This window comes from Limnothrix sp. FACHB-1083, from assembly GCF_014696485.1.
Classification (GTDB): domain Bacteria; phylum Cyanobacteriota; class Cyanobacteriia; order CACIAM-69d; family CACIAM-69d; genus CACIAM-69d.
Genome location: NZ_JACJQD010000006.1, coordinates 282,965 through 303,969 on the forward strand (window position 1 = coordinate 282,965; position 21,005 = coordinate 303,969).

A 21,005-nucleotide genomic window follows, 5' to 3' on the forward strand; every position below is an offset into this window, starting at 1 on the left:
CCTTACTGGGTCACGGAACAAAGCCGATCGAGGCCGAGTGGGAAGGAAGCCAGTCAGCGGCGCTCCGAACTACAATAGGTCATCAAAATTCGCCAAGAGCCTGATCGGTGGTCTGAGTCCTACTCCATCCGGCATCAGTCCCTGGGTAACCTGTTCTGAAAACTCGCAGTCGCCAATGCCCTAAACCCTTACCATTCGTTGGCTGAAGCGATCGACCAGTTGTTCGTTGCCCTTTGGCATTTCAACTCCCCATCATCCCGCGCTAGGGCGCTATGGCCGGCTCTTTGCTCCCACAATGGATGCTTCTTCACTCCCAACGGCAACTTGGCCCGCAGTTTCTCCAGCACCACAGCCTGGGTTGCAACCCGATCGGGGCTGGGGGGCAAGCCCCATGATGACCAAGCCCACAGTCCTGGTCATTGACGACGAAGCCGATATTCTCGATTTGCTCTACCGAACGCTGCATCGAGAGTTCCAGGTTTTGCGGGCCAACAATGGCCCAGAAGCCTTGGACATTTTGGCCAAAGACCCCAACGTGGCCGTCATCATCTCGGATCAGCGAATGCCGCTGATGAGTGGGACGGAATTTTTGAGTTTGACGGCCGAGCAATATCCGGACGTGATGCGGATTATTGTCACTGGCTACACGGATGTGGATGACCTGGTGGAGGCCATCAACTCCGGCAAGGTATTTAAGTACGTCACGAAGCCTTGGGATGACGAGGATCTGAAGGCCTCGGTGCGCAAGGCGGTGGAAACCCACAATGTGTTGCGATCGCGCACTTGGGAGTTGCGCCAAGCCCTGCGGCGAGAGTCATTGCTCAACGAGGTTTCCACCACGGTGCGCAGTGTCATGGACTCGCGCACGATGCTGCAAACGATCGTGGAGGCGGTGGGCCAGGCCTTGCAGTCAAACTGCTGTTTGTTGCGGCCCGTGGAAGATGGCCACCTGACCAATGAGCAGTTTGTCCATTGGTCGAGCGATCCCACGGCGGTGACTCAGCAGTCGATCGAAACGATCTTTGAAAGTTTGCGGGAAACGGTTTGGCTGGTGGAGTCGGCCACGTCGGTGGATGATGCGGCCACGGATCAGCGGCTGCAAACCTCGGAACCGGTTTGGCAAGGGCGGCAATCGGCCTTTGAGCGGTTGGGCATTCGATCGAGCGCGATCGTACCGATGGTCTATCGCGGGGAAGCCATGGCCGTGATGGCGCTCCATCGCTGCGAGACGGTGCAGCCCTGGAGCGAGGAAGATCTACAGTTGGCCGTGGCAGTGGCCGATCAGGCGGCTTTGGCCCTGGCCCAAGCGCGGGCCTACGATCGGGTGCGGGCCCTGGCCGATCAAGAAGCCCTGGTGAACGCGATCGCCACGGCCATTCGATCGAGCCTGGAACCCAAAACCATCTTTGCCACGATCACCCAGCAGTTACGCCAGGCCCTGAAGTCCGACGGTTGCGCCCTCTCCCTTTGGACCAAGGACGATGAGTATGTGCAATGTGTGGGGTTTGATGAGGTTCCGCCCTTGGGCGGCGATCATCACGATTGGTCTTGGAGTCCCCAGCAGGTGGATCCGGTGGCGGCGGCCCGGCAACATGAACCCCTGCCCCGCTCGATCGCCCCGATCGTCAGCAACCCCGTTTTGCAACAACTGATCGACACCCAACAGCCGATCGCCCTCGATGACCTACACGAAAGCAGCCTCTCCGCCAGCTTGCCCCTGAAGCAGCAGGCCCGGGCCCTGTTGGTGGTTCCCCTGCTTTCGGAGGGAAAAATCATCGGCAGCATTTCCCTGCGCCAGGCCAACCCCCGCCCCTGGAAGCGCACGGAAATCAAGCTGGTGCAAGCGGTGGCCGTCCAAGCGGCGATCGCAGTGCAACAGTCGCGCCTCTACCAAACCACTCGCCAACAGGCGGAACAACTGCTGGCGCTCGATCGGCAAAAGACCGAATTTTTCCAAAACATTTCCCACGAGTTCCGCACGCCCCTGACCCTGATGATTGGGCCCCTGGAAGCGGCGGTGAATCAAAAGCAAGGCTTGCCCTACGAGCAGGCCGACGTGGCCTTGCGGAACTCGCGGCGGCTGTTGCGGTTGGTGAATCAACTGCTGGACTTGCAGCGGGTGGATGCGGGCCGAATGCAGCCCACCTTCCGCCCCTGCGATTTGGCGGAGTTTGCCCGCTATATTTTGGAATCCTTCCGCCCCTACTGCGATCGCAAGGAGATCGCCCTGGTGGCCAACCTCACCCCCTGCCCCGATACCTATCTGGACAGCGAGCGCTTCGATAAGGTGCTCTATAACCTGCTCTCCAATGCCATGAAGTTCACGCCGCGCGGCGGAACAATCACGGTCACGGTGGAAGCCACGGGGCAGCATTATCTGTTGCAAGTGAGCGATACGGGGATCGGGATTCGGGCCGACCAAATTCCCCACCTCTTTGAACGGTTCCGCCAGGCCGAAGGTTCCGTGAGTCGGGGTTACGAGGGCACGGGTCTGGGCCTGGCCCTGGTGAAGGAGTTGGTGGAACTCCATGGCGGGCGGGTGACGGTGGAGTCGGACTATGGCCAGGGGGCAACTTTCTCCGTTTGGTTAGACCGGGGTTCCACCCACCTGCCGCCCGATCGAACGATCGAGCAACCGGTGGCGATCGAAGGCAGCCGCGCCGCGATCGAGCTGGCAGACCTGGCCGCCGAATTGCTGGAGCATGATGCCGCCACCCGCGCCAACGATCCATTGCCGGATCCGGAACCGCAGGACTTGGGCGATCGACCATTGGTGCTGGTGGTGGACGACAACCCCGACCTGCGGAGCTATGTCAGCAGCATTTTGCGTCGGAATCAATACGGGGTGATTGTGGCCCGCAACGGGGCCGAAGGCATCGCCGCCGCCGAGCAATACCAACCCCATCTGATCTTGACCGATTTGATGATGCCGGGGGTTTCCGGGTTAGACCTGATTCGGCAGGTGCGCCAAGACAAAGCCCTCCAGGGCACGCCAATTATCTTGCTGACGGCCAAGGCCGATGCCGACACCCGGGTTGAAGGGGTAGAAATTGGCGCAGATGCTTATCTGGCCAAGCCCTTTGACGATCGGGAATTGCTGGCGGAAGTTCATAACCTGATTGCCCTCAAGGCCAATGAACGCAAGGTTTCGGAACTCAACGCCTACCTGACCGAATCGGTGTTGCGGCGCTTTTTGCCGGGATCATTGGTCAACAAGGCGGCCGCAGGCGAGTTGATGTTGGACTTACAACCGGAGCCTCGGCTGATTACGGTGTTGTTCAGCGATATTGTGGGCTTCACGCAGCTCTCGAACACGGTGCGATCACGCAAGGTGGCCGAGCTACTGAATGAATACCTGTCGGAAATGACCCACATTGCCTTTGCCAACGGCGGCACGATCGATAAGTTCATGGGCGATGCGATTTTGGTGCTGTTCGGTGCGCCCGAGGAAGCCACCCCCAACGAGCAGGTGCAGCGGGCCGTGCGCACCGCGCGTCAAATGTCCGAACGACTGCACCAACTGAATCAGGTCTGGGGCGAGCAGGCCATTCCCCCCGTCCGGTTCCGCTGCGGCATTCATCAGGGTACGGCTGTGGTGGGCATGTTTGGCAGTGCGGAGCGATCGGACTACACGGCCATTGGCCCCTGCGTGAACATCGCCTCTCGGATTCAGCAGGCGGCCCGGCCGGGCACGGTTTTGGTGTCGGCGGCCGTAGCGGACTATTTGGATGAAAACGACATCGAAAAAGTGGGGCCCTTGGAACTGAAGGGCGTTGATGAAACGGTGTTGACCTTCTCGGTCAATCTCAACCTAGAAGACTAGGACTGGCCCATTCTCAATCTTCAGTCGGGCCGACCCACGGCCGTGAAAGCAGCCCATTGGAACGGGTTGGGGTAGCGATCGCGGGCTTGGATCATGGCTTGGCGCAGGGCCGCCACAGGCGAACTACCCTGCTGAAGCGCTGCGTAAAAATGGCCCATCAGGATCGCGGTGGGTTCATCGGGAATTTTCCAAAGGGTCACCACCACCCGATCGGCCCCCGCCGCCAAAAAAGAACGAGACAACCCCAACACCCCATCGCCGGTAATCCGGCCGCGCCCCGTATCACAGGCACTGAGCACCACCAGTTCCGCCGCCAACCGCAATTCCATAATTTCACCGGCACTGAGAAGACCGTCATCACCGGCAGCCGGTGCAAGGGCAATCGCCCCCGGCATTCCCGAATTACCCAAGTCATCTAATAAACCATGGGTGGCCAGATGAATCCGGCGCGCTTGGGTAATCCGATTCAGAATTTCGCCCTTGGTGGCCTGGGCCCCCAATAGCGGCTTGACCTGAAGCAGTTGGGCCACTTGGCGCGCTTCCGATTCGGCCCCGGGTAAGTTGCTCAGGGGACTGGGGGCGGCTCCCCAAACGGGAGGCACGGCCGGCATCACCGGATTGCCGACCACCAGGGCCGCGCGATCGACCCCCACCACCACATCGGAGGCTAAGGGGCGATCGGGCGGGGTTTCGGCAAATTGCAACCGCAACACATCGATCGCGGGGGTGAGAAACAAACTGTGGCGATCGAGCAGCATCTGACCATCCTCAGCTTGCAGAGCGGCAAAGGGCACTAAAAACAGCAGCCCTTGGGGCACGATCGCCACCGGTTCTTGGGGATCTGTGGGCAACAAGTCCGCGATCGGGGCGATCAGTTGCCGATGCAGCCCGTTCAGTTGACGGCGCAACTCTGCCGCCAGCAGTTGTCCTTGGGGCAGGGTTCGCCGCAGCTCTTGAATTTGGGTAGCCAGGGTGGCTTCGGCCGAGGCTCCCGCCATCGCTACCGTGCGCAGGGTCACGTTTCCCTGGGGATTCACCACCCAAATGTGGAGCGATCGCTGGCCGATCGTGTATTCCACCAAGGTCAAGCGGCGATCGCGCGCTAACTGCTGAATTTGGCTGAGGGTGGGGGGTGGGCTGACCGCCGGGCTGGGCTGGTTTGCCAAATGGCCCGATCGGGCGGCCAACAGTTCCACAAAGGCCCGGGCCCGGGCCCGTTCCGCCACCTCCAAGGCTTGCCCCGCCTGACCTTGGGTAATCAAAGCCTCTTGCAACAGGCGATAGGTTTGGGCTTGGGTGTCCGCCAGGGCGATTTTGTTGTCGTCGCTCAGACCCGGCCGCACCGATTCCCACCGCGCGATCGCCTGAAACAGATGGTCGATCGCCCGAGGAGCCGCCCGCTGCTGTAAATAAAACTCCCCCAAACGGGTTAACAAACGCCCCTCTTCGGCCCGGGCCCCCGTCGCTCGATGGATCCCCAGGGCGGCCTTGAAACCGGCCCGGGCCTGCTCGCGATCGCCCGCATCATTGGCCAACAGGGCCAACTGTTCCCAGGCTTGGGCCTCGCCGGGGCGATCACCATGGGTTTGGGCCAACTGGCGCACCTGCTCCAGGGCGTTGCGGGCCTCCAAACGGCGACCCACCGCCCGCAAGGCCTCACCCAACATCAACTGAGCCTTGGTCATCCCGATCGCCTTGCCGGGATAATCCTCCGGCAGCAGGTTATAGAATTGCACCCCCTGCTGGGCGCTGACCACCGCTTGGGCCGCCTTGCCCTGGCGCAACTGCACTTGGGATAACCAAGCCGCTAAATAGCCCTGTTGCTTGGGCAGTTCATACAGCCCCCCATCCAGGGGAATCGCGGCGGTGGACTGTTCAGCCGCATTGGCGATCGCCCGATCGAGCCAAGCCTCCGCCTGGTGATATTGACCCAAGCGCTCATAGGTTTCCGTCAAATTCGCCATCACCAGCCCGATCGCGGGCCGATCGCCCGTTTCTGCAATCACCCCATGGGCCGCCTGCTGCACCTCCAAAGCGCGGGCGAATTCCCCCAATTGCAGATAAACATTGCCCAACTGCACCTGGGTTTTCGCGAGCCGCGAACGATCGCCCAAGGCCTGGTACTGGTTGCGGGCCTGTTGCAACTGGGCGATCGCCTCGGGCCAATTGCCCTGGTCGATCGCCGCCTGGGCCCGCGCCGTCATCGGGGCCCCCGGATCATCAAACAGACAAACCGTAATCGGCCGAAACGGGCAGGTATGTTGTCGCAGGGGGTTACCCAACAAAATCAGCGATCGCAACCGGGCCAATCCCGGCTGCTGGGGCAGTGCCGTGATTTGATTGCGGGTCAAATCCAGCATTTCCAACTGATCCAGGTCTTGCAGGGGCGAGAGATCCTGCACCTGATTGAACCCCAAAATCAATTGGCGCAAGGACGACATCCCCGTCAAGGGTCGCAAATCCCGAATTTGGTTCCCCGGCAGCGACAGGGCCCGCCAATGGTTGAAGGTGGCGATCGGTTGCAAATCCTGAATGTTTTGGTTGGACAAATCCAACACGGGCAGGGCCGCCAAATTGCGCCAAGCCTGTTCACAATTCTCGGTTTTGGCTACCCGCAACAAGGCTCCCACCGTGTGCCGCGCCGCCGGATCCAGTCGATCGCGCTGCCGACACCAATCGGCAAAATTCACCAGTCCTTGGGGCGATCGGTAATCTTGGGCGATCGCCGGTTCGATCGCCATCCCCAGCCCCCAGCCCACCAGCACCACCAGCAGTCCCAGCCGCCCTCGATCGCCCATGGTGTTTTTCCCAAACCAGCGCCTCCAATCTAGATCGCTTCGACGGGAACGCCACCTCAACCGCCTGGCAACTGCATTTCCCTGGGATTAGGCCTGACGAGTGAGCTTGGCATTGACACTCCCCGCTCTAAAAAGCCAGAGACAAGGTTTTCACGCTCCCGTGCGACCTGATCACCGACAGACAACTTGTACGTTTCCGTCATAACAGACAGGCGTAGACTATTGCTTGCTTCAAGGTCATCTACCCCCACTCAGCAAGCGCGGCTCTCATCCCGACATTCCCCTTCGGGAGAGCGCGGGGCTTCCCGCCGATTAGCTAAAATTGCATTCAGCCCTCCATCGGTGTTTTGGGCTTTTTTTACGAATTAGCTCTAAAACGATCCTGAGACGATGACGATCGCCCTGTGGATCGATCGCGCCTTTTCATCCCTGACCCATTACCCAGCGCCATGATTGAGGAATCACAACCCAACACTCCGTTTTGGCAAGGAATTGAGGAATTTAATCGTGGGGAGTTTTATGCTTGCCACGACACGATCGAGGCATTATGGGTGGTGGCAAATGAGCCGGAGCGCACGTTTTATCAAGGGGTTTTGCAAGTGGCGGTGGCGCTCCATCACCTCAGTAATTTGAATTGGCGTGGGGCTGCAATTTTGTTGGGTGAAGGGCTGAGCCGCTTAAATAAATATGACGATCACTACAGTGGAATTGATGTAAACCAGCTCATTGCCCAGGTGGCGGATGTTTTGCACTTTATTCAAGTGATGGGGCCCGATCGGGTAGAAACTGCTGCGATCGCCTTGGGATTACGAACTGGGTTGCTTCCTCTGGAGTCTGGAAATTTAGAATCATTTGCTCAGCCATCTTTGCCGCGTATCCTGCCGGCCGCCCAAGCCTGCTCGGGAGAAGAAACCCCGTAAAAAAAGGGACTTGGTAGCAAGATTTTGTCCACAATTCTCTAAATCTGTCCGATTGATCGGTAAGATTCAAAAACATCCCCATTGAAATTCAATCGGGCGAAATAGCAATCGAGTAGGACTTAAATACCCCTTATAACGATTGTCGGTTGGCAGTGAGGCCATTGGCACTCGCCTCCTGACTGATCGGATCGTTCGGCGCGATCATGCTGCGTGATCGTTTTCAGGAAGTGCGTTTGTGGCAAACGACTGGTATCACCGCTACAACCCCTTTAGCGAGCAATGGCATCCCCTGCGGTGGGTACGCCCATTCATGCGTCCCAAGACCTTGGCCCTGCTGGAGTCTTGCACGATCGGGCTAATTGCTGGGTTGGCGGCCGTGTTGATGAAGTGGGGGGCGGCTTGGGTAGGAACCCAGCGGATCGCGATCGCCACCCGTAGCCCCGTGCCGGCCCTGGCGTTGGCGGCGGTGGGAGTGGTGGGTTGTTGGCTGGCTGGTTGGTTGGTGCAGCGCTTTTCGCCGGACGCTGGGGGCAGCGGGATTCCGCAGGTCAAGGCCAAGCTGGCCTTTGGGCCGATCCTGCTGGATTGGCGGGCTGTTTGGGTCAAATTATTGGCCACCACGCTCACCTTGGGGTCTGGGTTAACCCTGGGTCGCCAGGGCCCCACGGTGCATGTGGGCGCTTCCATCGCGGCCCAACTCAGTCGTTGGATTCCCACTTCGCCGGCCTATCGTCGCCAAACAATTGCTGCCGGGGCCGCGGCTGGTTTGGCGGCTGGGTTTAATGCCCCGATCGCGGGTGTGCTGTTTGCAGTGGAAGAGCTGCTGCATGATGTGTCGGGTTTGACCCTGGGGCCGGCTCTGTTGGCGGCCTTTGTGGGAGCGGTGGTGGCGCAGTCCTTGGGCGGTGATATTTTGCCCGTGAGCTTGAACCTATCGCGGGTGGCCACGGAATTTACAGCACGGGATATTCCGGCCTATCTGTTGTTGGGTTTGTTAGCCGGTTGGTTGGGAGCCAATTTCAATCGGGGGGTGATTGCCAGTTTGGGTCTCTATCGCCGGTTGCAATGGGGGTTGCCGGAGCGGATGGCCCTAGCTGGTGGAATTACGGGCCTGGGTATGGCGATGTTGCCAGCGGCGTTTTGGAACTATAGCTGGCTGCGGGAAGATTTGGTGTTAGGGGGGACGGCTTGGCAGGGTGCGGCGATCGCCTTTGGGGCCCATTTCCTGTTGACTTTGGTGGCCTTTGGTTCCGGTGCGCCGGGGGGCTTGTTTGGCCCTTCGCTGATTTTGGGGGCCGCCTTGGGCAGTGTGGTGGGGGCCTTGGTGGGGGCCCACTCGATCGCCACCTATGCTCTGGCCGGGATGGGGGCATTTTTTGCGGCGGTGTCGCGGGTGCCAATCACGGCGATCGCGATTGTGTTTGAAATGGCGGCGGATTTTAACCTGGTGTTGCCGCTCACCATTGGTTCCACGGTGGCCTATTTGGTGGCCGATCGCTTGGATTCTGGCTCTCTATACGATCGACTGCTGGCCCTCAAGGGGTTGGAGTCGGAACCCATTCCCGATGTGGATTTGCTGGCGGATTTAACGGCCAAGGATGTGATGAATCATCCGGTGGAAACCCTGCGGGCCAGCCAAACCCTGGAAACGGCTCGCCAACGGTTTGCCGATTCGCACCATCGCGGTTTTCCGGTGGTGGACGATCGGGGAAATTTGGTGGGCATTTTGACCCAATCGGACATCACGGATTTGGATGCCGAGGATTTGGCCGCCACCGATCGGGTGACGGCGGCCATGACTCCCCAGCCGATCGCGGTGCAAATTGACGATCGGCTGTCGGATATTCGCTTTTTGCTCAGTCGCTACAAACTGGGACGACTGCCCGTTTTGGAAGGGCAAAGGCTGGTGGGCATTGTCACGCGCAGCGATTTGTTGCGCGTTGAGTCCAAACGATTGGGGGGAGAAATTAATCCCCAGCAGCCGCGCCGGCCCGCCTATGCCATCTATAAAACCCGGGGGCCGAACACGGGGCGATCGCGAATTTTGGTGCCAATCGCCAATCCAGCGGCGGCCTTGGGGCTGTTGCGGTTGGCGCTGGCCATTGCGCGCGATCGACAGGCGGAGGTGGAATGCTTGCATGTGATGTTGGTTCCTGTGGGTCAGTCCCCGGCGGAAACCTCGATCGATCCGGCGCTGGTGGCCCCCATGCGCAAACTGTTTGAACGGGCAACCCGTGCCGGTCGTCAATGGCGCATCTCCATCCATAGCCAAATTTGCTTGGCCCGGGATCCGGCCGAGGCCATTTTGGAAGTGATTCAACGGCGGCGAATTGACTTGGTGATTATGGGTTGGCAAGGGGCGATCGCCCGGCCGGGATTGCCGGTTTTTGGCGACTCGATCGCCCGACTGTTAAACGATGCCCCCTGCGAAATCATGTTGGTGAAATGGGGAGAAGACCTGTTCAAACGGCCGCGAATTCGTCAGCAAGAGGCGGTGCAAGCCATGCTCAGTCTCGATCGCTGGTTAGTGCCGATTAGTGGTGGGCCCAATGTGGAGCGGGCCCTGAATCTGTTGCCGCCGCTGTTGGGCCTGACCCGATCGGCCGCCGTCACCCTCTGTCAAGTCGTGCCCAAGGTGGCCACCAGCGAGGAACCGGACTTCAGCGAATCGGCGGCGCAACCCTGGACGACTGATCTTTTGGATCAGGCCACCGCTCGCCTCACCAAAACCAGCCCCACTTCAGTCACGGCGCTGGCTCTCTGTGCGGATCAGGTGGCTGAAACCATTTTGCACTTGGCCGAAAGCCTAGATAGCCAAGTGATTGTGTTAGGAGCCAGCCGAGAAAGCCTACTCAAACAGGTCATTCATGGCAACTTGCCGGCCACGATCGCCCAGCAATTTCAAGGCACAATTTTAGTAGTTCGTGGCCCATTGACTGGCAATGATTAAGTGCTTGCTGCTGAATTAGCTGAATTAGCTGAATTAATTGAAATCCGAACTGGATTGGCGTTTGCTTTCATCAATCGGCCAATCTTCATCTTCACCACCGATGCTAATACGGCGAATTTCCAAAAATTCTCGACTCAGTTGAGCAAAGGCATTAATCAACACATCCAGGGCGATCGCATCACTGGTTCCCAAGTCAAACCAACAACGGGCGCGGGTTCCTTCAAACTCCACTTCGCCCATATTGTGCATCAGGGCCATCATCGATTGATCCAGTACTTCACTGTCATATTCCATATAGCTCAAGTCCAAGCCCACCTCTTGAACCTGCGCGTTTTCGGCATTGAACCCACCCAATTTCCCTAAGAAAAACCAGGAATCAAAAACCTCTTCAATGTATTGCTGCTCCATGCGCCCTGGAACGGTGTCCAGCTCCAGCCAAATCCAAACATTAAAGGGGTCAAACTCGCGAAATTGAATGTCCATGGAAAAGAGAGAGGAAAGGGATGAATCGCCAATCACTGAATTGATTCGATCAGTCAAATGAATTCAATTCAATAGACCAACGCAATCGCAAGCATTAACCAACCGCTAATGCACTACAGCCTTTACTGAAAATAAGTGGCACGCCATATTTCAGATGCCATGAGGCAACGGTTTGGTGGGCATTGCCCACCCTACGATCGGCTGTGCTTAGTTAGCGAGGTAAGGGCTGTCAGTTGACTGGATTGAACCGAATTGCATGGATGAACTCAACCGATCGAAATCAACGGGAGCTACCTAAAGCAACGCGCCGCCACAACTGGAACCAGCACCGGCCGTGCATCCGTAGCAGTGGCGATCGGTCTGAACTGTTTGGATTAAATCCAGGGAACCGGCTGCCAACAGATCCGCCAGGGTCAGCATTTTACCATCGGGCGATCGGGCTGGGATCTCCTCCATTTGGTTAAAATCGCAATCGTAAAGATAGCCTCGATAGTCCACCGATAGCTGATCGCGACACATCAACCCTGCCACGGTGTCGGCATTGAAATTTTGAGCCAAAAACTGACAATAATCAGTTTCTAGTTGGCGAGCTTGCAGGGCTAATTTAGTCCGCCCGATCGGGAGATTGGTGATGGTCAGCAAATGATTGAAATCAATGTTGTGATCAGCTTTTAAACGCTGACGATAGGCCACTTCCAAACCCGCTTGGGCCGGTGGCAGTGAAAAATTAGCCCCCGTGGGAACCGGTGGGTTATAAACCAAGTCGATTTGCAGTTTTGGATCTCGCCCATAGCCCCGCTGATTTAGGAGTTTGAGGGCGGCAATGGAGCGATCGAACACACCGCGTCCCCGTTGTCGATCAACATTTTCGGACAAATAACAAGGCAGCGAAGCCACGACTCGCACATGATAGTTTTGGAAAAAGTCCGGCAAATCTTCAAACCCATCCTCAAAGAAAATGGTTAAATTTGACCGAACAATCACTTCCTTTTTGGCAGCGGCCGCCGCTTGTACCAAAGCCCGAAAGCCGTCGTGCATTTCTGGTGCGCCGCCCGTTAAATCCACCGTTTGAATCTGTGGAAATTGCTGAATGATGGCAATTAACTGCTCACAGACTTCCGGGCTAATAGCTTCAGTGCGTTTTGGCCCCGCTTCCACATGGCAATGGGTGCAAGCCAGGTTACAGCGTTTGCCAAGGTTGATTTGCAACACACGAATGGTGCGCTTCGTTAGACAAGTGCCCAGGGCTTCGGAAAAAGGACGCGAGGAATCAACGGCGGCAATCACAGGACTATGCATGAAATTTCTAAAACTTCCTAACGATCCAACTTGAAACTTGAAACTTGTTAACAACTTTCCCAGGCGTGATCCACTTGCTGAAATAGCTCCGGTAAAGTTCCCTGGTTGTGCAAAACCACGTCGGCCCGCGCCATTTTTTGTGCCAGTGGCCATTGGCTGTTCATGCGAGCTTGGGCCTGATCAACCGTCAAATGATTTCGGGCCATTAACCGGTGCAATTGCTGGGCTGGCTCACAACTAACCACCCAAATTTCCGTGACTAAATCGGTCATTTGGGCTTCAAATAGGAGGGGAATGGCTAAGACAATGCTGTTCGATCGCCCTTGATGAGCCGCAATTCCAGCCAACAAATGGGCCCGCACGATCGGGTGAATTTGGGCTTCTAACCATTGGCGCTCGGCCGGCTGCTGAAACACAATTTCGCCTAAACGGGGTCGATCGAGCGAGCCATCAGCACCAATCACATCAGCACCAAACCGCTGGGCGATCGCTGGCAAAAGGGGTGACCCCGGTTCCACGGCCGATCGCGCCAACTGATCCGCATCCAACACCGGCAATCCATAGCGTTCTGCCAAATAGTCTGACACTGTGGTTTTGCCCGTGGCAATGCCGCCCGTAAGTCCAATGATTCGCACCTGGGCCCCCTGATTGATTCCGGGACTGAACTCCTACAATAATCGTAGGGATGGCATCCCGGTTTGTTGGGGCTGTTTGGCCTTGTCTCCTGTCTGCAATTCTGGTTCCATTTTTTCCCTGCCCCATTTTTTGCACCCCCATGTTGAAGGTTCACCGCGCGATCGGCATTGCTCTTGTGGGCGCTTGGTTGAGTAGCCCGGCCCTGCCGGTGCGAGCCTTCTCGGAAAATGATCTGCTGCGATTGCGACGCACCAACGAGTGCAGCGGTTGCGACCTCAGCGAAGCCGACCTGTCGGGCAACAGCTTCATTGGAGCGCGGTTGGTGGGGGTGAATTTATCAAAGGCGAAGTTGGCGAATACGGATTGGTCGGGGGCTGACTTCACGGGGGCGAATTTGGAGGGGGTTGACCTGTCGGGGGCCCGGTTGTTTGAGGCCAAGTTTCAGGCGACAAATCTAATTGGTGCAACCCTTTCCGGGGCTGATTTGACCAATGCCAATCTATTCCAAGCATTTTTGAGTGGGGCCAAGCTCGATCGCGCCGTGTTGTTTTATGCCAATCTCAGGAACGCTGACCTGACCAACGCGGACTTAACCGGCGCAGATTTGACCCTAGCGGAACTGAACGGGGCTAAGTTGAGCGGGGCCCAACTGCCACCGGGTTTTCGACTTTAGGCCTGGAGTTAGCCAAGGCCCCGAGGCTGCCTCGGAACCTGGGCGCAAGCTGACCGACTTTGGCTTCATTCGGCTCTAGTTGGCTTAACTCAGCAGCGCCTCAAATTCCTGGCGCAACCCATCCGCATTGCCCAACCGCGACACCATTAAACTGCCCTGGCCCGCGTCCGCAAGGCGATGTTTCCAAAAGGCGATCGCATCAGCATTTTGCATCCAAAAATCCACCACCGTGGCGGAAATATCATTCCAAGACCAATCATGCCGCCAAAGCACCGGTTCGATCGATTCCAAGGTGGCATCCAGCGTGCATTGAAAACTACCGATATATTCCACAGGGGGAGCGGGCGATCGCTCAATTAACTGTTGTTGCTCATGAAAAAAGTGCAGCACTGGAGACACACCCACAATTTCAAATGTGTAATCCATGGCAAACTCCCACAAATTTCAAAGGGCATTTCTGAAAAATAGAGGCGCAATCTTCTCCGAGCGCATGTCTCAAGGGCTGAGAAGGTGATTGCAGACGGTGAAGGTCATGAAATTGAATGAAAAGGGATTCGTTCTGATTCGTTCTGAGCTGTGAATGGGGGCTATGAACTGATTCTTGACTTTATGTATTAGCGCAAATTTTTTGAGCTTGGCAATGATTTTAGAAATTTATTGGCAAATGCAACAACCTTGTAAAAATCTCAAGTTATAAAAGACTCAATTGATACAAAAATTTCGTTTTATGGGCTGCAATCTGTTAGCACTCTCAGCTTTTTAGTGCTAATTGCTGAAGACTGACGCGATGTTCAATTGCCTGCCAGCTCATCAAAAATCGGCGCTGACCAAAAGCCAGGGATCGATCGACCCCTGGCGCTGGTTTTCTTGAATTGGAACGAGCAATCAATTAGCGCACCATGGGCACACCATGGGCACACTATTGACGCACCATTGGCGCAGAAGGTGGATGGCGACGATCGGGGTTGAATCCTAGCGATCGTCCGCAAAATCCTGCATTTGTCCAGTGCGCACCGAGAGCTGTTGATTGCCACCCCGATCGCCCCGTCGCACAGTCATGGCCAGGGCTTGACCCACGCGGCTGCGTTCCACCAGTCCTTGCAACTGTTCCGCGCTGGTGACCCCCGTGCCATCAATTTGCACAATCACATCACCCCGCCGCAGGCCACCCCGGGCCGCGGGCGAATCGGGAATCACATTCACCACCAACACCCCCGACACTTCCGGCAGCATGATGGCGGCGTTGGGGTCGCTGTTGTTTTTGCGGGCCAAGTCGGGAGTCAAGGTGCGCATCTGAATGCCCAGGAACGGATGGGGCACGGCCTGACCCTTCGACAGCAAGGGCAAAATGCTCTTCACCTTGTTGATGGGAATGGCGAACCCAATCCCCATCGCGTCGGCACGGATGGCGGTGTTGATGCCAATCACCTCGCCCCGATCGTTCAGCAGTGGGCCGCCGGAGTTTCCGGGGTTGATGGCCGCGTCGGTTTGGATGAAGTCTAGGCGCTTGTCAGGAATGCCCACCTGCACGCTCGATCGCTTCAGGGTGCTGACAATGCCCAGGGTGACCGTGTTGTCCAGCCCCAACGGGTTCCCCACCGCGATCGCCCAATCGCCCACCTGCACCAAATCCGAATCGCCCAGGGGAGCCACTGGCAACCGCTCATTGCCGGGGCTGATTTTCACCACCGCCAAATCGGTGACCTCATCGGCCCCCAGCACGCGCCCATCAAACTCCCGCCCATCCTTCAGGGTCACGGTCACGCGATCGGCCCGATTCACCACATGGGCATTGGTCAACAATAGACCGTCACCTTCAATAATGAAGCCGGAGCCTTGACCCGCAATCCGTTGGCGCTGTTCTCGGGGCATTTGCCGAAAAAACTCATCCCCAAAGAAGCGCTCAAACAGCGGATCGTTAAAAAACGGGTCAACCCGCCGGGTCACGGTGCGCTCCGTGTCGATGCGTACCACGGCCGCGCCCACCCGGTTCACGGCCGCCGTCACAAAACTGTTGCTGCGGGGAGCCGCCACCTCCGCCGGGCGCTGGGCCGTGGCGCTGTCATCCACCAGGGCAACGGCGGGGGCAATTGGGCCGACCAGGGCGATCGCCCAGAGCAACACCGCCAGCCCGATCGTCCCGATCGCCCGTTGCCATGACGACGGTTGCCATGACGACGATTGCAGTTGAGACCGTGGCGATGGTTGCGTTTGCCCGCCGAAAGATATTAAACCCAGGCGTTGTTTCAGGCGTTTCAGTGGGTTCTGTTGATGATTGGCCCCAAGTCCCATAACGCTAAATTCCATTGCGGTTGTTTGGTTCCAAATGTTCCAGATTTTCCAGAGCTTCCAGGCAATCCAGGTGATTCGGATGCTTCAGGTGTTCTAGGTTTCTTGGCTTCCGGGTTTCTAGGGGTTTTGAGCACAAGCCCCTTGCGAACTGAATGCCAGCTCATATCGACATCAAGACATCAGGGGAGCCAGAAAGCGAAATCCGAAACAGACTCGCGCCCGCTTCGGATTCAAAATGGCTGGCAAGGGCGGGGCGCTCGGCTCCCCAGAACCATACCGGAGCTGAACGTTAGGTAATTTGAATCAGCCAGGTACCGATATAGCGCAGCAAGGGCGTGTCACCGGGGGTCAAAATCCGGCAGTTGAAGTAATACATCCCGCCCATGTCCGGGTTGCGCACATTGCTGAGCACCACCTCAAGCTGCTTACCCGAGGGAATCGGTTCCTTAGGATAAATCTCGATCGTGTAGTTTTCCGGATTCCAAACCACCCGATCTAGCTCAACCTTCTCGCCACCGTTCTTGTACCGCACATCAATGCGATCGGTGTCGAAACGTCCCTTGTAATAGTCGGGATAGTCGATCGCGATTTGGGCGATCGCCAGGTTCTGAGCCGGAATCCGCAACCGGTAGCGATCCCAGGAGCTTTCACGACCCCGATCGAGCCGGAAGCTCAGTTGACTTTCGCGACGGGGGCCACCAAAGAGCGTGAATCCAGGCAACTCCTGCGCCACCACTGCCGGCACAACTGCCAGGCTGCAACTCAGCGCGGCCAAGGCTGCCAAACCGCGACGCACCCAACGCTGCGACAGGGCACGCGGCTGACTCGAAGCCGGGGCAAAAGACTTAAAGGGCATGGATGGTGTCTCCCAATTGGAGCCAAACAAATGGAGCAATGAAGCGGCGATAAACCTTGGACATCGGGAATTTTCACCGCGAAAAGCTCGCCGGGGCAACTCATCGAAAGCTTTCATTTTCAGAAGACTCACCGAAGAGTTTTGCCGAGGGAATTTGCCGGTGAAACGCTGTCGATCGCTGATGGTGACTGGGTTTTGGGCCCCACCCCCATAGGTATCGTTGATGATCACTAAGACAGCACAAAAATGGCCAAGATTTACCAATTTTCTAAACAAAGCGTATCAAAACTTTGACCGCTTGTGGGGAGCGCGATCGCCCCAACCCAAATCGCTCGCCAATTGTCGCGCCAAGCGGCGCTCAAAGAGAGGCTCCAAAAGAGGCTCAAAGAAATACTCAAATTCAAGGCTCAAATTTAAGGCTCAAACTTAAGGAGCGCTCAAATTCAGGGGGTGCTCACGGGTTCTCGATCCTGCACTGACGCGAGTTCGCCCCCAATCCCATGGGCCATTAGCTGCCATTGGGCCAACGATTAGCAGTCCTGTGGCTCTGGTTTGCCAAAAGGGCCCACCCCCGCGCGACACTAACGAAAGGCAAATTGCACCATGGTCGGGCCCCAACCCCGCGCCACTTGCTGTGATTTAGCCCTCAGAATTTGCACCGGGAGCAAAATGGCATGACAATCACCATTTCGATCACAGCGGATCATCTCCAAAACCTAGACCTCAGCCCCATTCAACGGGCGATCGAGCCGCTCTTGGCCAGTGGCATTGCCGCCGCCGAACAACAAGTGCAACTCACCATTGACCTGCCCCGCGACCCCACCGACCCCCGCGAGCTGTCGGAAATTCCCGAAGTGCGGCTCTGGTTTCTGCGGGCAGACGCGGTTTATCCTTGGTTGCCCTTTGTTTTGGACTGGAAAGCAGGCGAACTCGGTCGCTATGCGGCCATGCTGGTTCCTCACCAATTCCATCCCACCGACGGAATTCAGTTCAATCCCGAAGCCTTGGAACTATTCGTGATGGGCAAGATTTTTGTATTAGCCAACTGGCTGAAAACCCAAGGAATTGGCACACGATCGCGGCTTCAGGGCATGGCGCAAATGCTGGGCTACGACCTAGATGAGTCCTTCTTCGACTTGCTGGATTTGAGTTAGATCGGAATAGTTCAAAATCTAATTCATGCTTATTTTCACGTTCACTCATATCCAATTGATCTGCTTCTTATCGATCAGGAATGGATGAGGAATATGAATCAAGGGCTGCAGTCAAAGGGCTGAAATTCAGCGATATCAATGGGATAGTTGATTCATGCGGGTCGTAATTCAACGGGTGACGGCTTCTCGTGTGGCGATCGGGGGGGAAACTGTCGGGCAAATTGGCCGGGGGTTGAACCTGTTGGTGGCGATCGCCGCGACCGATACGGAGGCGGAGTTGCAGTGGATGGCGCGTAAATGTCTGGATTTGCGGCTGTTTCCCGATCCGGCAGCGGCGAATCCTCGGTTTGATTTGTCGGTGAGTGAGATTGGCGGCGAACTGCTGGTGATCAGTCAATTCACGCTCTATGGCGATGGGCGCAAGGGGCGGCGACCCAGTTTCGATCGCTCCGCCGCGCCCGATCGGGCCGAGGCCCTGTACGATCGCTTTGTGGAATTGCTGCGGGCCAGTGGTTTGCGCGTGGAAACCGGCCGGTTTGGCGCAATGATGCAAGTCCAAATCGACAACGATGGCCCAGTGACCTTGATTTTGGATTCCTAGAGTCTGGATTCCTGACGGAGAGAGAAGATGACGGTGGTGGTGGCCGCGCTCTATCAATTTGTGGCGGTGGATGATTGGGCCGATTGGCGATCGCAGTGGCTCGATCGCGCCGGAGCCTTGGGGATTCGCGGCACGTTGCTGCTGGCCCAAGAGGGGATCAACGGCACGATCGCCGGTACTCGCGAGGCGATCGATCAGATGTTGGTGGCCCTGCGATCGCACCCGGCCCTCACGGATTTGAGCGTGCGCGAGTCGATCGCCCCGGCCATGCCCTTCCAACGGCTAAAAATCAAACTGAAGCGGGAAATTGTCACCTTCAACCAACCGGTGGCCCCCACGGAGCGGACGGGAACCCGCGTGGCTCCGACCGAATGGAATGCGCTGATCGCCGATCCGGAGGTGAAGCTAATCGACACGCGCAACCAGTTTGAAGTGGCGATCGGTTCGTTTCAGGGGGCGATCGACCCAGAAACCCAGACTTTCACGGAATTTCCCGACGCGGTGGAACGGCTGCTGGATCCCCAGCGAGATCGAAAGGTGGCCATGTTCTGCACGGGTGGCATCCGCTGCGAGAAGGCTTCCGCTTACCTGTTGGCCCAAGGGTTCGAGCAGGTTTATCAACTAGAAGGCGGCATTCTCAATTACTTAGCCACCGTTGACCCGGCGGAAAGCGCCTGGCAGGGCGAATGCTTTGTGTTTGATGAACGGGTGGCGCTGCAACATGGCTTGCAACCGGGGACGTATCAGATGTGCCGCGCCTGTGGTCGGCCGGTCGATCGCAATCTCGACACCTGCCCCCACTGTCAATCCAGCCTGGGAGATGCCTCGTGAGCGATCGGGTGATCGAAATTTGGCAGGATCCGGCGGTGGTGCGCCATGTCGATCGCCTCTGGGCCAGTTTCCAGCGGGTGGTGGGGCGATCGTTGGGGGATTTATCGGCGGATCTCGACCCGATCGAGCGATCGCGTCGGATTTTTCACGCACCTTTTGTGGTGGTGTCCCACGGCACGGAAGCTGACCCGATTTTTAACTATGCCAACCAACGGGCGATCGAGTTGTGGGAGCTGAGTTGGGATGAGTTTGTGCAGTTGCCATCTCGGTTGAGCGCCGAGCCGATCGCCCGAGAAGAGCGAGCCAAAATGTTAGCAGAAGCAGCCGATCGGGGCTATATCAGCAACTATCAAGGGGTGCGAATTTCCAAAACGGGTCACCGATTTCGGATCCTCGATGGTCTGATTTGGAACCTAGTCAATGAAGCAGGCCAACCCTACGGTCAAGCCGCCACATTCCAGCAAATTAAACCGGTCAATTGATGTGAATTAATTCATCAAAATCAATTCATTAAGCTGTTTAATTGTAATTCATTCAAGTGTGCAATGACTGCATTTGCATAATTCACCCCCAGTAGGGGCGCACCGCTGTGCGCCCTATACCGCATGTGACGATTTAATCAGTCATTTTCACCGTAAATGACGCATTGAACCATCAAGCAAATCAGGAATAAATGACTATTTACCTCATGCCATATGTGACGGTTTAATCAGTCATTTTCATCATGAATGACGCATTCAACCATCAAGCGAATCGAGGGCGCACGGCGGTGCGCCCCTACCAGGATGGTTGGCGATGTGCGTGATTCAACTGTTGTAATGAGCGATCACCTGGGAGACCTTGCCCGTGCTGCTGAGTTTCATCAACTCACCCGACTGCGTGCCCTGTTGATTGATGTAGTAAAGCACCAAACTTTCGATGCCCCACATCACATCCAACAGCTTAAACTTGAGATTGGGATAGACTTCCAACCCCTTTTGGAAATAGCGACGAAGGGCAGCTTTTCCCTGCACCCTTCCCGTCGGGTCACCCAAAAGCCGAGCCGCGATCGGGGAAATCAACACCACATCTTCCTCGTAGTGGCTCAAAATGCGATCGAGGTCGTGGCTATTCCAAGCCGCCACCCACTCTTGCGCAAATTCCTGGGCCTGGGATTGAGTCAGCATTGGTTTTTTCTCATTGAGTCGATCGCCTGGAATTTTAGGGGATCTCAATAGGGTTGACCCAGAAGTGTTGAATCTAAACACAAAACTTCATATTCTAGGCAACAAGAGTTTCTGGCAGTAAATCATAGCTCCAATGACTGATTGAGCCATAGCGACCGAGTACAACTTGCAAATATCGCAATTTATCTAGTAGCGTCTGACTCAGAAGTGTTGAATCTAAACACAAAACTTCATATTCTAGGCAACAAGAGTTTCTGGCAGTAAATCATAGCTCCAATGACTGATTGAGCCATAGCGACCGAGTACAACTTGCAAATATCGCAATTTATCTAGTAGCGTCTGACTATAGAATTGCGGCAATTCTATTAACTGCAAGATGGCATAAGCAATTAAGACCATGTAGATCTGTATTGCTACGCCATTTTGATTTTTCGTAATGAGCTGATCTAATTTTAAATGCATCTTTAAGAACTTCCATAGCAACTCAATCTGCCAGCGCTTTCGATACAGTTCTCCAATCTCT

17 protein-coding genes are annotated in these 21,005 nt (G+C 56.5%); 8 read left to right on the plus strand and 9 right to left on the minus strand.

The features are described from left to right. The first annotated feature begins 391 nt into the window (after positions 1-391). Entirely contained in the window at positions 392-3,823 is a 3,432-nt protein-coding gene (locus H6F46_RS10145) for a response regulator (protein ID WP_190354660.1), read from the plus strand. A 20-nt stretch (positions 3,824-3,843) separates the two neighbouring features. Here the strand turns inward: H6F46_RS10145 and H6F46_RS10150 are convergent, their stop codons facing one another. After that, the gene (locus H6F46_RS10150; protein ID WP_190354661.1) at positions 3,844-6,621 is read right to left on the minus strand and encodes a CHAT domain-containing protein; all 2,778 of its coding nucleotides are present in this window, start codon (positions 6,619-6,621) and stop codon (positions 3,844-3,846) included. Between the two features lie 449 nt (positions 6,622-7,070). Here H6F46_RS10150 and H6F46_RS10155 point away from each other — a divergent pair, with 449 nt between their 5' ends. Beyond that, on the plus strand, positions 7,071-7,541 hold the full coding sequence (locus H6F46_RS10155) for a DUF309 domain-containing protein (RefSeq protein WP_099534894.1): 471 nt from the start codon (positions 7,071-7,073) through the stop codon (positions 7,539-7,541). A gap of 235 nt (positions 7,542-7,776) precedes the next feature. Continuing rightward, on the plus strand, positions 7,777-10,491 hold the full coding sequence (locus tag H6F46_RS10160; protein ID WP_234407074.1) for a chloride channel protein: 2,715 nt from the start codon (positions 7,777-7,779) through the stop codon (positions 10,489-10,491). Between the two features lie 33 nt (positions 10,492-10,524). On the opposite strand, the gene H6F46_RS10165 is transcribed toward H6F46_RS10160, so the two are convergent. The 3 genes from H6F46_RS10165 to coaE form a co-directional block, all read right to left on the minus strand. Further along, on the minus strand, positions 10,525-10,974 hold the full coding sequence (locus H6F46_RS10165) for a DUF3531 family protein (protein ID WP_099534892.1): 450 nt from the start codon (positions 10,972-10,974) through the stop codon (positions 10,525-10,527). A gap of 294 nt (positions 10,975-11,268) precedes the next feature. After that, positions 11,269-12,273 carry an arsenosugar biosynthesis radical SAM (seleno)protein ArsS gene (gene arsS / locus H6F46_RS10170; protein WP_190354662.1) on the minus strand — a complete coding sequence of 335 codons (1,005 nt, stop codon included), beginning with the start codon at positions 12,271-12,273 and terminating at the stop codon, positions 11,269-11,271. A 47-nt stretch (positions 12,274-12,320) separates the two neighbouring features. Next, positions 12,321-12,908 carry a dephospho-CoA kinase gene (gene coaE / locus H6F46_RS10175; protein WP_190354663.1) on the minus strand — a complete coding sequence of 196 codons (588 nt, stop codon included), beginning with the start codon at positions 12,906-12,908 and terminating at the stop codon, positions 12,321-12,323. A gap of 140 nt (positions 12,909-13,048) precedes the next feature. On the opposite strand from coaE, the gene H6F46_RS10180 reads away from it, so the two are divergent. Next, the gene (locus H6F46_RS10180; protein ID WP_158234528.1) at positions 13,049-13,582 is read left to right on the plus strand and encodes a pentapeptide repeat-containing protein; all 534 of its coding nucleotides are present in this window, start codon (positions 13,049-13,051) and stop codon (positions 13,580-13,582) included. 84 nt (positions 13,583-13,666) lie between these two features. Here H6F46_RS10180 and H6F46_RS10185 read toward each other — a convergent pair whose 3' ends face one another. The 3 genes from H6F46_RS10185 to H6F46_RS10195 all read right to left on the minus strand — a co-directional run bounded on the left by H6F46_RS10185 (position 13,667) and on the right by H6F46_RS10195 (position 16,730). Continuing rightward, positions 13,667-14,008 (minus strand): hypothetical protein, encoded by a 342-nt coding sequence (locus H6F46_RS10185; RefSeq protein ID WP_190354664.1) that lies wholly within the window; start codon positions 14,006-14,008, stop codon positions 13,667-13,669. A 546-nt stretch (positions 14,009-14,554) separates the two neighbouring features. Next, a complete protein-coding gene (locus H6F46_RS10190) occupies positions 14,555-15,889 on the minus strand; it encodes an HhoA/HhoB/HtrA family serine endopeptidase (RefSeq protein ID WP_242027886.1) in 1,335 nt (444 codons plus the stop codon). Between the two features lie 274 nt (positions 15,890-16,163). After that, positions 16,164-16,730: a DUF2808 domain-containing protein gene (locus H6F46_RS10195; protein ID WP_099534887.1), complete on the minus strand. Its 567-nt coding sequence runs from the start codon at positions 16,728-16,730 to the stop codon at positions 16,164-16,166. A 674-nt stretch (positions 16,731-17,404) separates the two neighbouring features. Here H6F46_RS10195 and H6F46_RS10200 point away from each other — a divergent pair. The 4 genes from H6F46_RS10200 to H6F46_RS10215 all read left to right on the plus strand — a co-directional run bounded on the left by H6F46_RS10200 (position 17,405) and on the right by H6F46_RS10215 (position 19,798). Further along, positions 17,405-17,884, plus strand: coding sequence for a CRR6 family NdhI maturation factor (locus tag H6F46_RS10200; RefSeq protein WP_190354665.1), 480 nt, complete (start codon positions 17,405-17,407; stop codon positions 17,882-17,884). Between the two features lie 154 nt (positions 17,885-18,038). Beyond that, the gene (dtd, locus tag H6F46_RS10205; protein WP_190354666.1) at positions 18,039-18,485 is read left to right on the plus strand and encodes a D-aminoacyl-tRNA deacylase; all 447 of its coding nucleotides are present in this window, start codon (positions 18,039-18,041) and stop codon (positions 18,483-18,485) included. A gap of 27 nt (positions 18,486-18,512) precedes the next feature. Continuing rightward, the gene (locus H6F46_RS10210; RefSeq protein ID WP_190354667.1) at positions 18,513-19,316 is read left to right on the plus strand and encodes a rhodanese-related sulfurtransferase; all 804 of its coding nucleotides are present in this window, start codon (positions 18,513-18,515) and stop codon (positions 19,314-19,316) included. Then, positions 19,313-19,798, plus strand: coding sequence for an MEKHLA domain-containing protein (locus H6F46_RS10215; RefSeq protein ID WP_347278308.1), 486 nt, complete (start codon positions 19,313-19,315; stop codon positions 19,796-19,798). The genes H6F46_RS10210 and H6F46_RS10215 overlap by 4 nt, the downstream gene beginning before the upstream one ends. A 324-nt stretch (positions 19,799-20,122) precedes the next feature. Here the strand turns inward: H6F46_RS10215 and H6F46_RS10220 are convergent, their stop codons facing one another. Further along, positions 20,123-20,482 (minus strand): nuclear transport factor 2 family protein, encoded by a 360-nt coding sequence (locus H6F46_RS10220; protein ID WP_190354668.1) that lies wholly within the window; start codon positions 20,480-20,482, stop codon positions 20,123-20,125. Between the two features lie 237 nt (positions 20,483-20,719). Beyond that, positions 20,720-21,005 (minus strand): transposase (locus H6F46_RS10225; protein ID WP_242027764.1); only part of this gene is annotated, 286 nt, incomplete at its 5' end.

What these genes read in the sequence shown, in the direction of transcription:
- H6F46_RS10185 (WP_190354664.1), bottom strand. Translation starts at nt 14,008, where the DNA reads ATGGATTACACATTTGAAATTGTGGGTGTGTCTCCAGTGCTGCACTTT.
- H6F46_RS10150 (WP_190354661.1), bottom strand. Translation starts at nt 6,621, where the DNA reads ATGGGCGATCGAGGGCGGCTGGGACTGCTGGTGGTGCTGGTGGGCTGG.
- dtd (WP_190354666.1), top strand. Translation starts at nt 18,039, where the DNA reads ATGCGGGTCGTAATTCAACGGGTGACGGCTTCTCGTGTGGCGATCGGG.
- H6F46_RS10165 (WP_099534892.1), bottom strand. Translation starts at nt 10,974, where the DNA reads ATGGACATTCAATTTCGCGAGTTTGACCCCTTTAATGTTTGGATTTGG.
- H6F46_RS10220 (WP_190354668.1), bottom strand. Translation starts at nt 20,482, where the DNA reads ATGCTGACTCAATCCCAGGCCCAGGAATTTGCGCAAGAGTGGGTGGCG.
- H6F46_RS10190 (WP_242027886.1), bottom strand. Translation starts at nt 15,889, where the DNA reads ATGGAATTTAGCGTTATGGGACTTGGGGCCAATCATCAACAGAACCCA.
- H6F46_RS10180 (WP_158234528.1), top strand. Translation starts at nt 13,049, where the DNA reads ATGTTGAAGGTTCACCGCGCGATCGGCATTGCTCTTGTGGGCGCTTGG.
- arsS (WP_190354662.1), bottom strand. Translation starts at nt 12,273, where the DNA reads ATGCATAGTCCTGTGATTGCCGCCGTTGATTCCTCGCGTCCTTTTTCC.
- H6F46_RS10195 (WP_099534887.1), bottom strand. Translation starts at nt 16,730, where the DNA reads ATGCCCTTTAAGTCTTTTGCCCCGGCTTCGAGTCAGCCGCGTGCCCTG.
- H6F46_RS10210 (WP_190354667.1), top strand. Translation starts at nt 18,513, where the DNA reads ATGACGGTGGTGGTGGCCGCGCTCTATCAATTTGTGGCGGTGGATGAT.
- H6F46_RS10200 (WP_190354665.1), top strand. Translation starts at nt 17,405, where the DNA reads ATGACAATCACCATTTCGATCACAGCGGATCATCTCCAAAACCTAGAC.
- H6F46_RS10145 (WP_190354660.1), top strand. Translation starts at nt 392, where the DNA reads ATGATGACCAAGCCCACAGTCCTGGTCATTGACGACGAAGCCGATATT.
- H6F46_RS10155 (WP_099534894.1), top strand. Translation starts at nt 7,071, where the DNA reads ATGATTGAGGAATCACAACCCAACACTCCGTTTTGGCAAGGAATTGAG.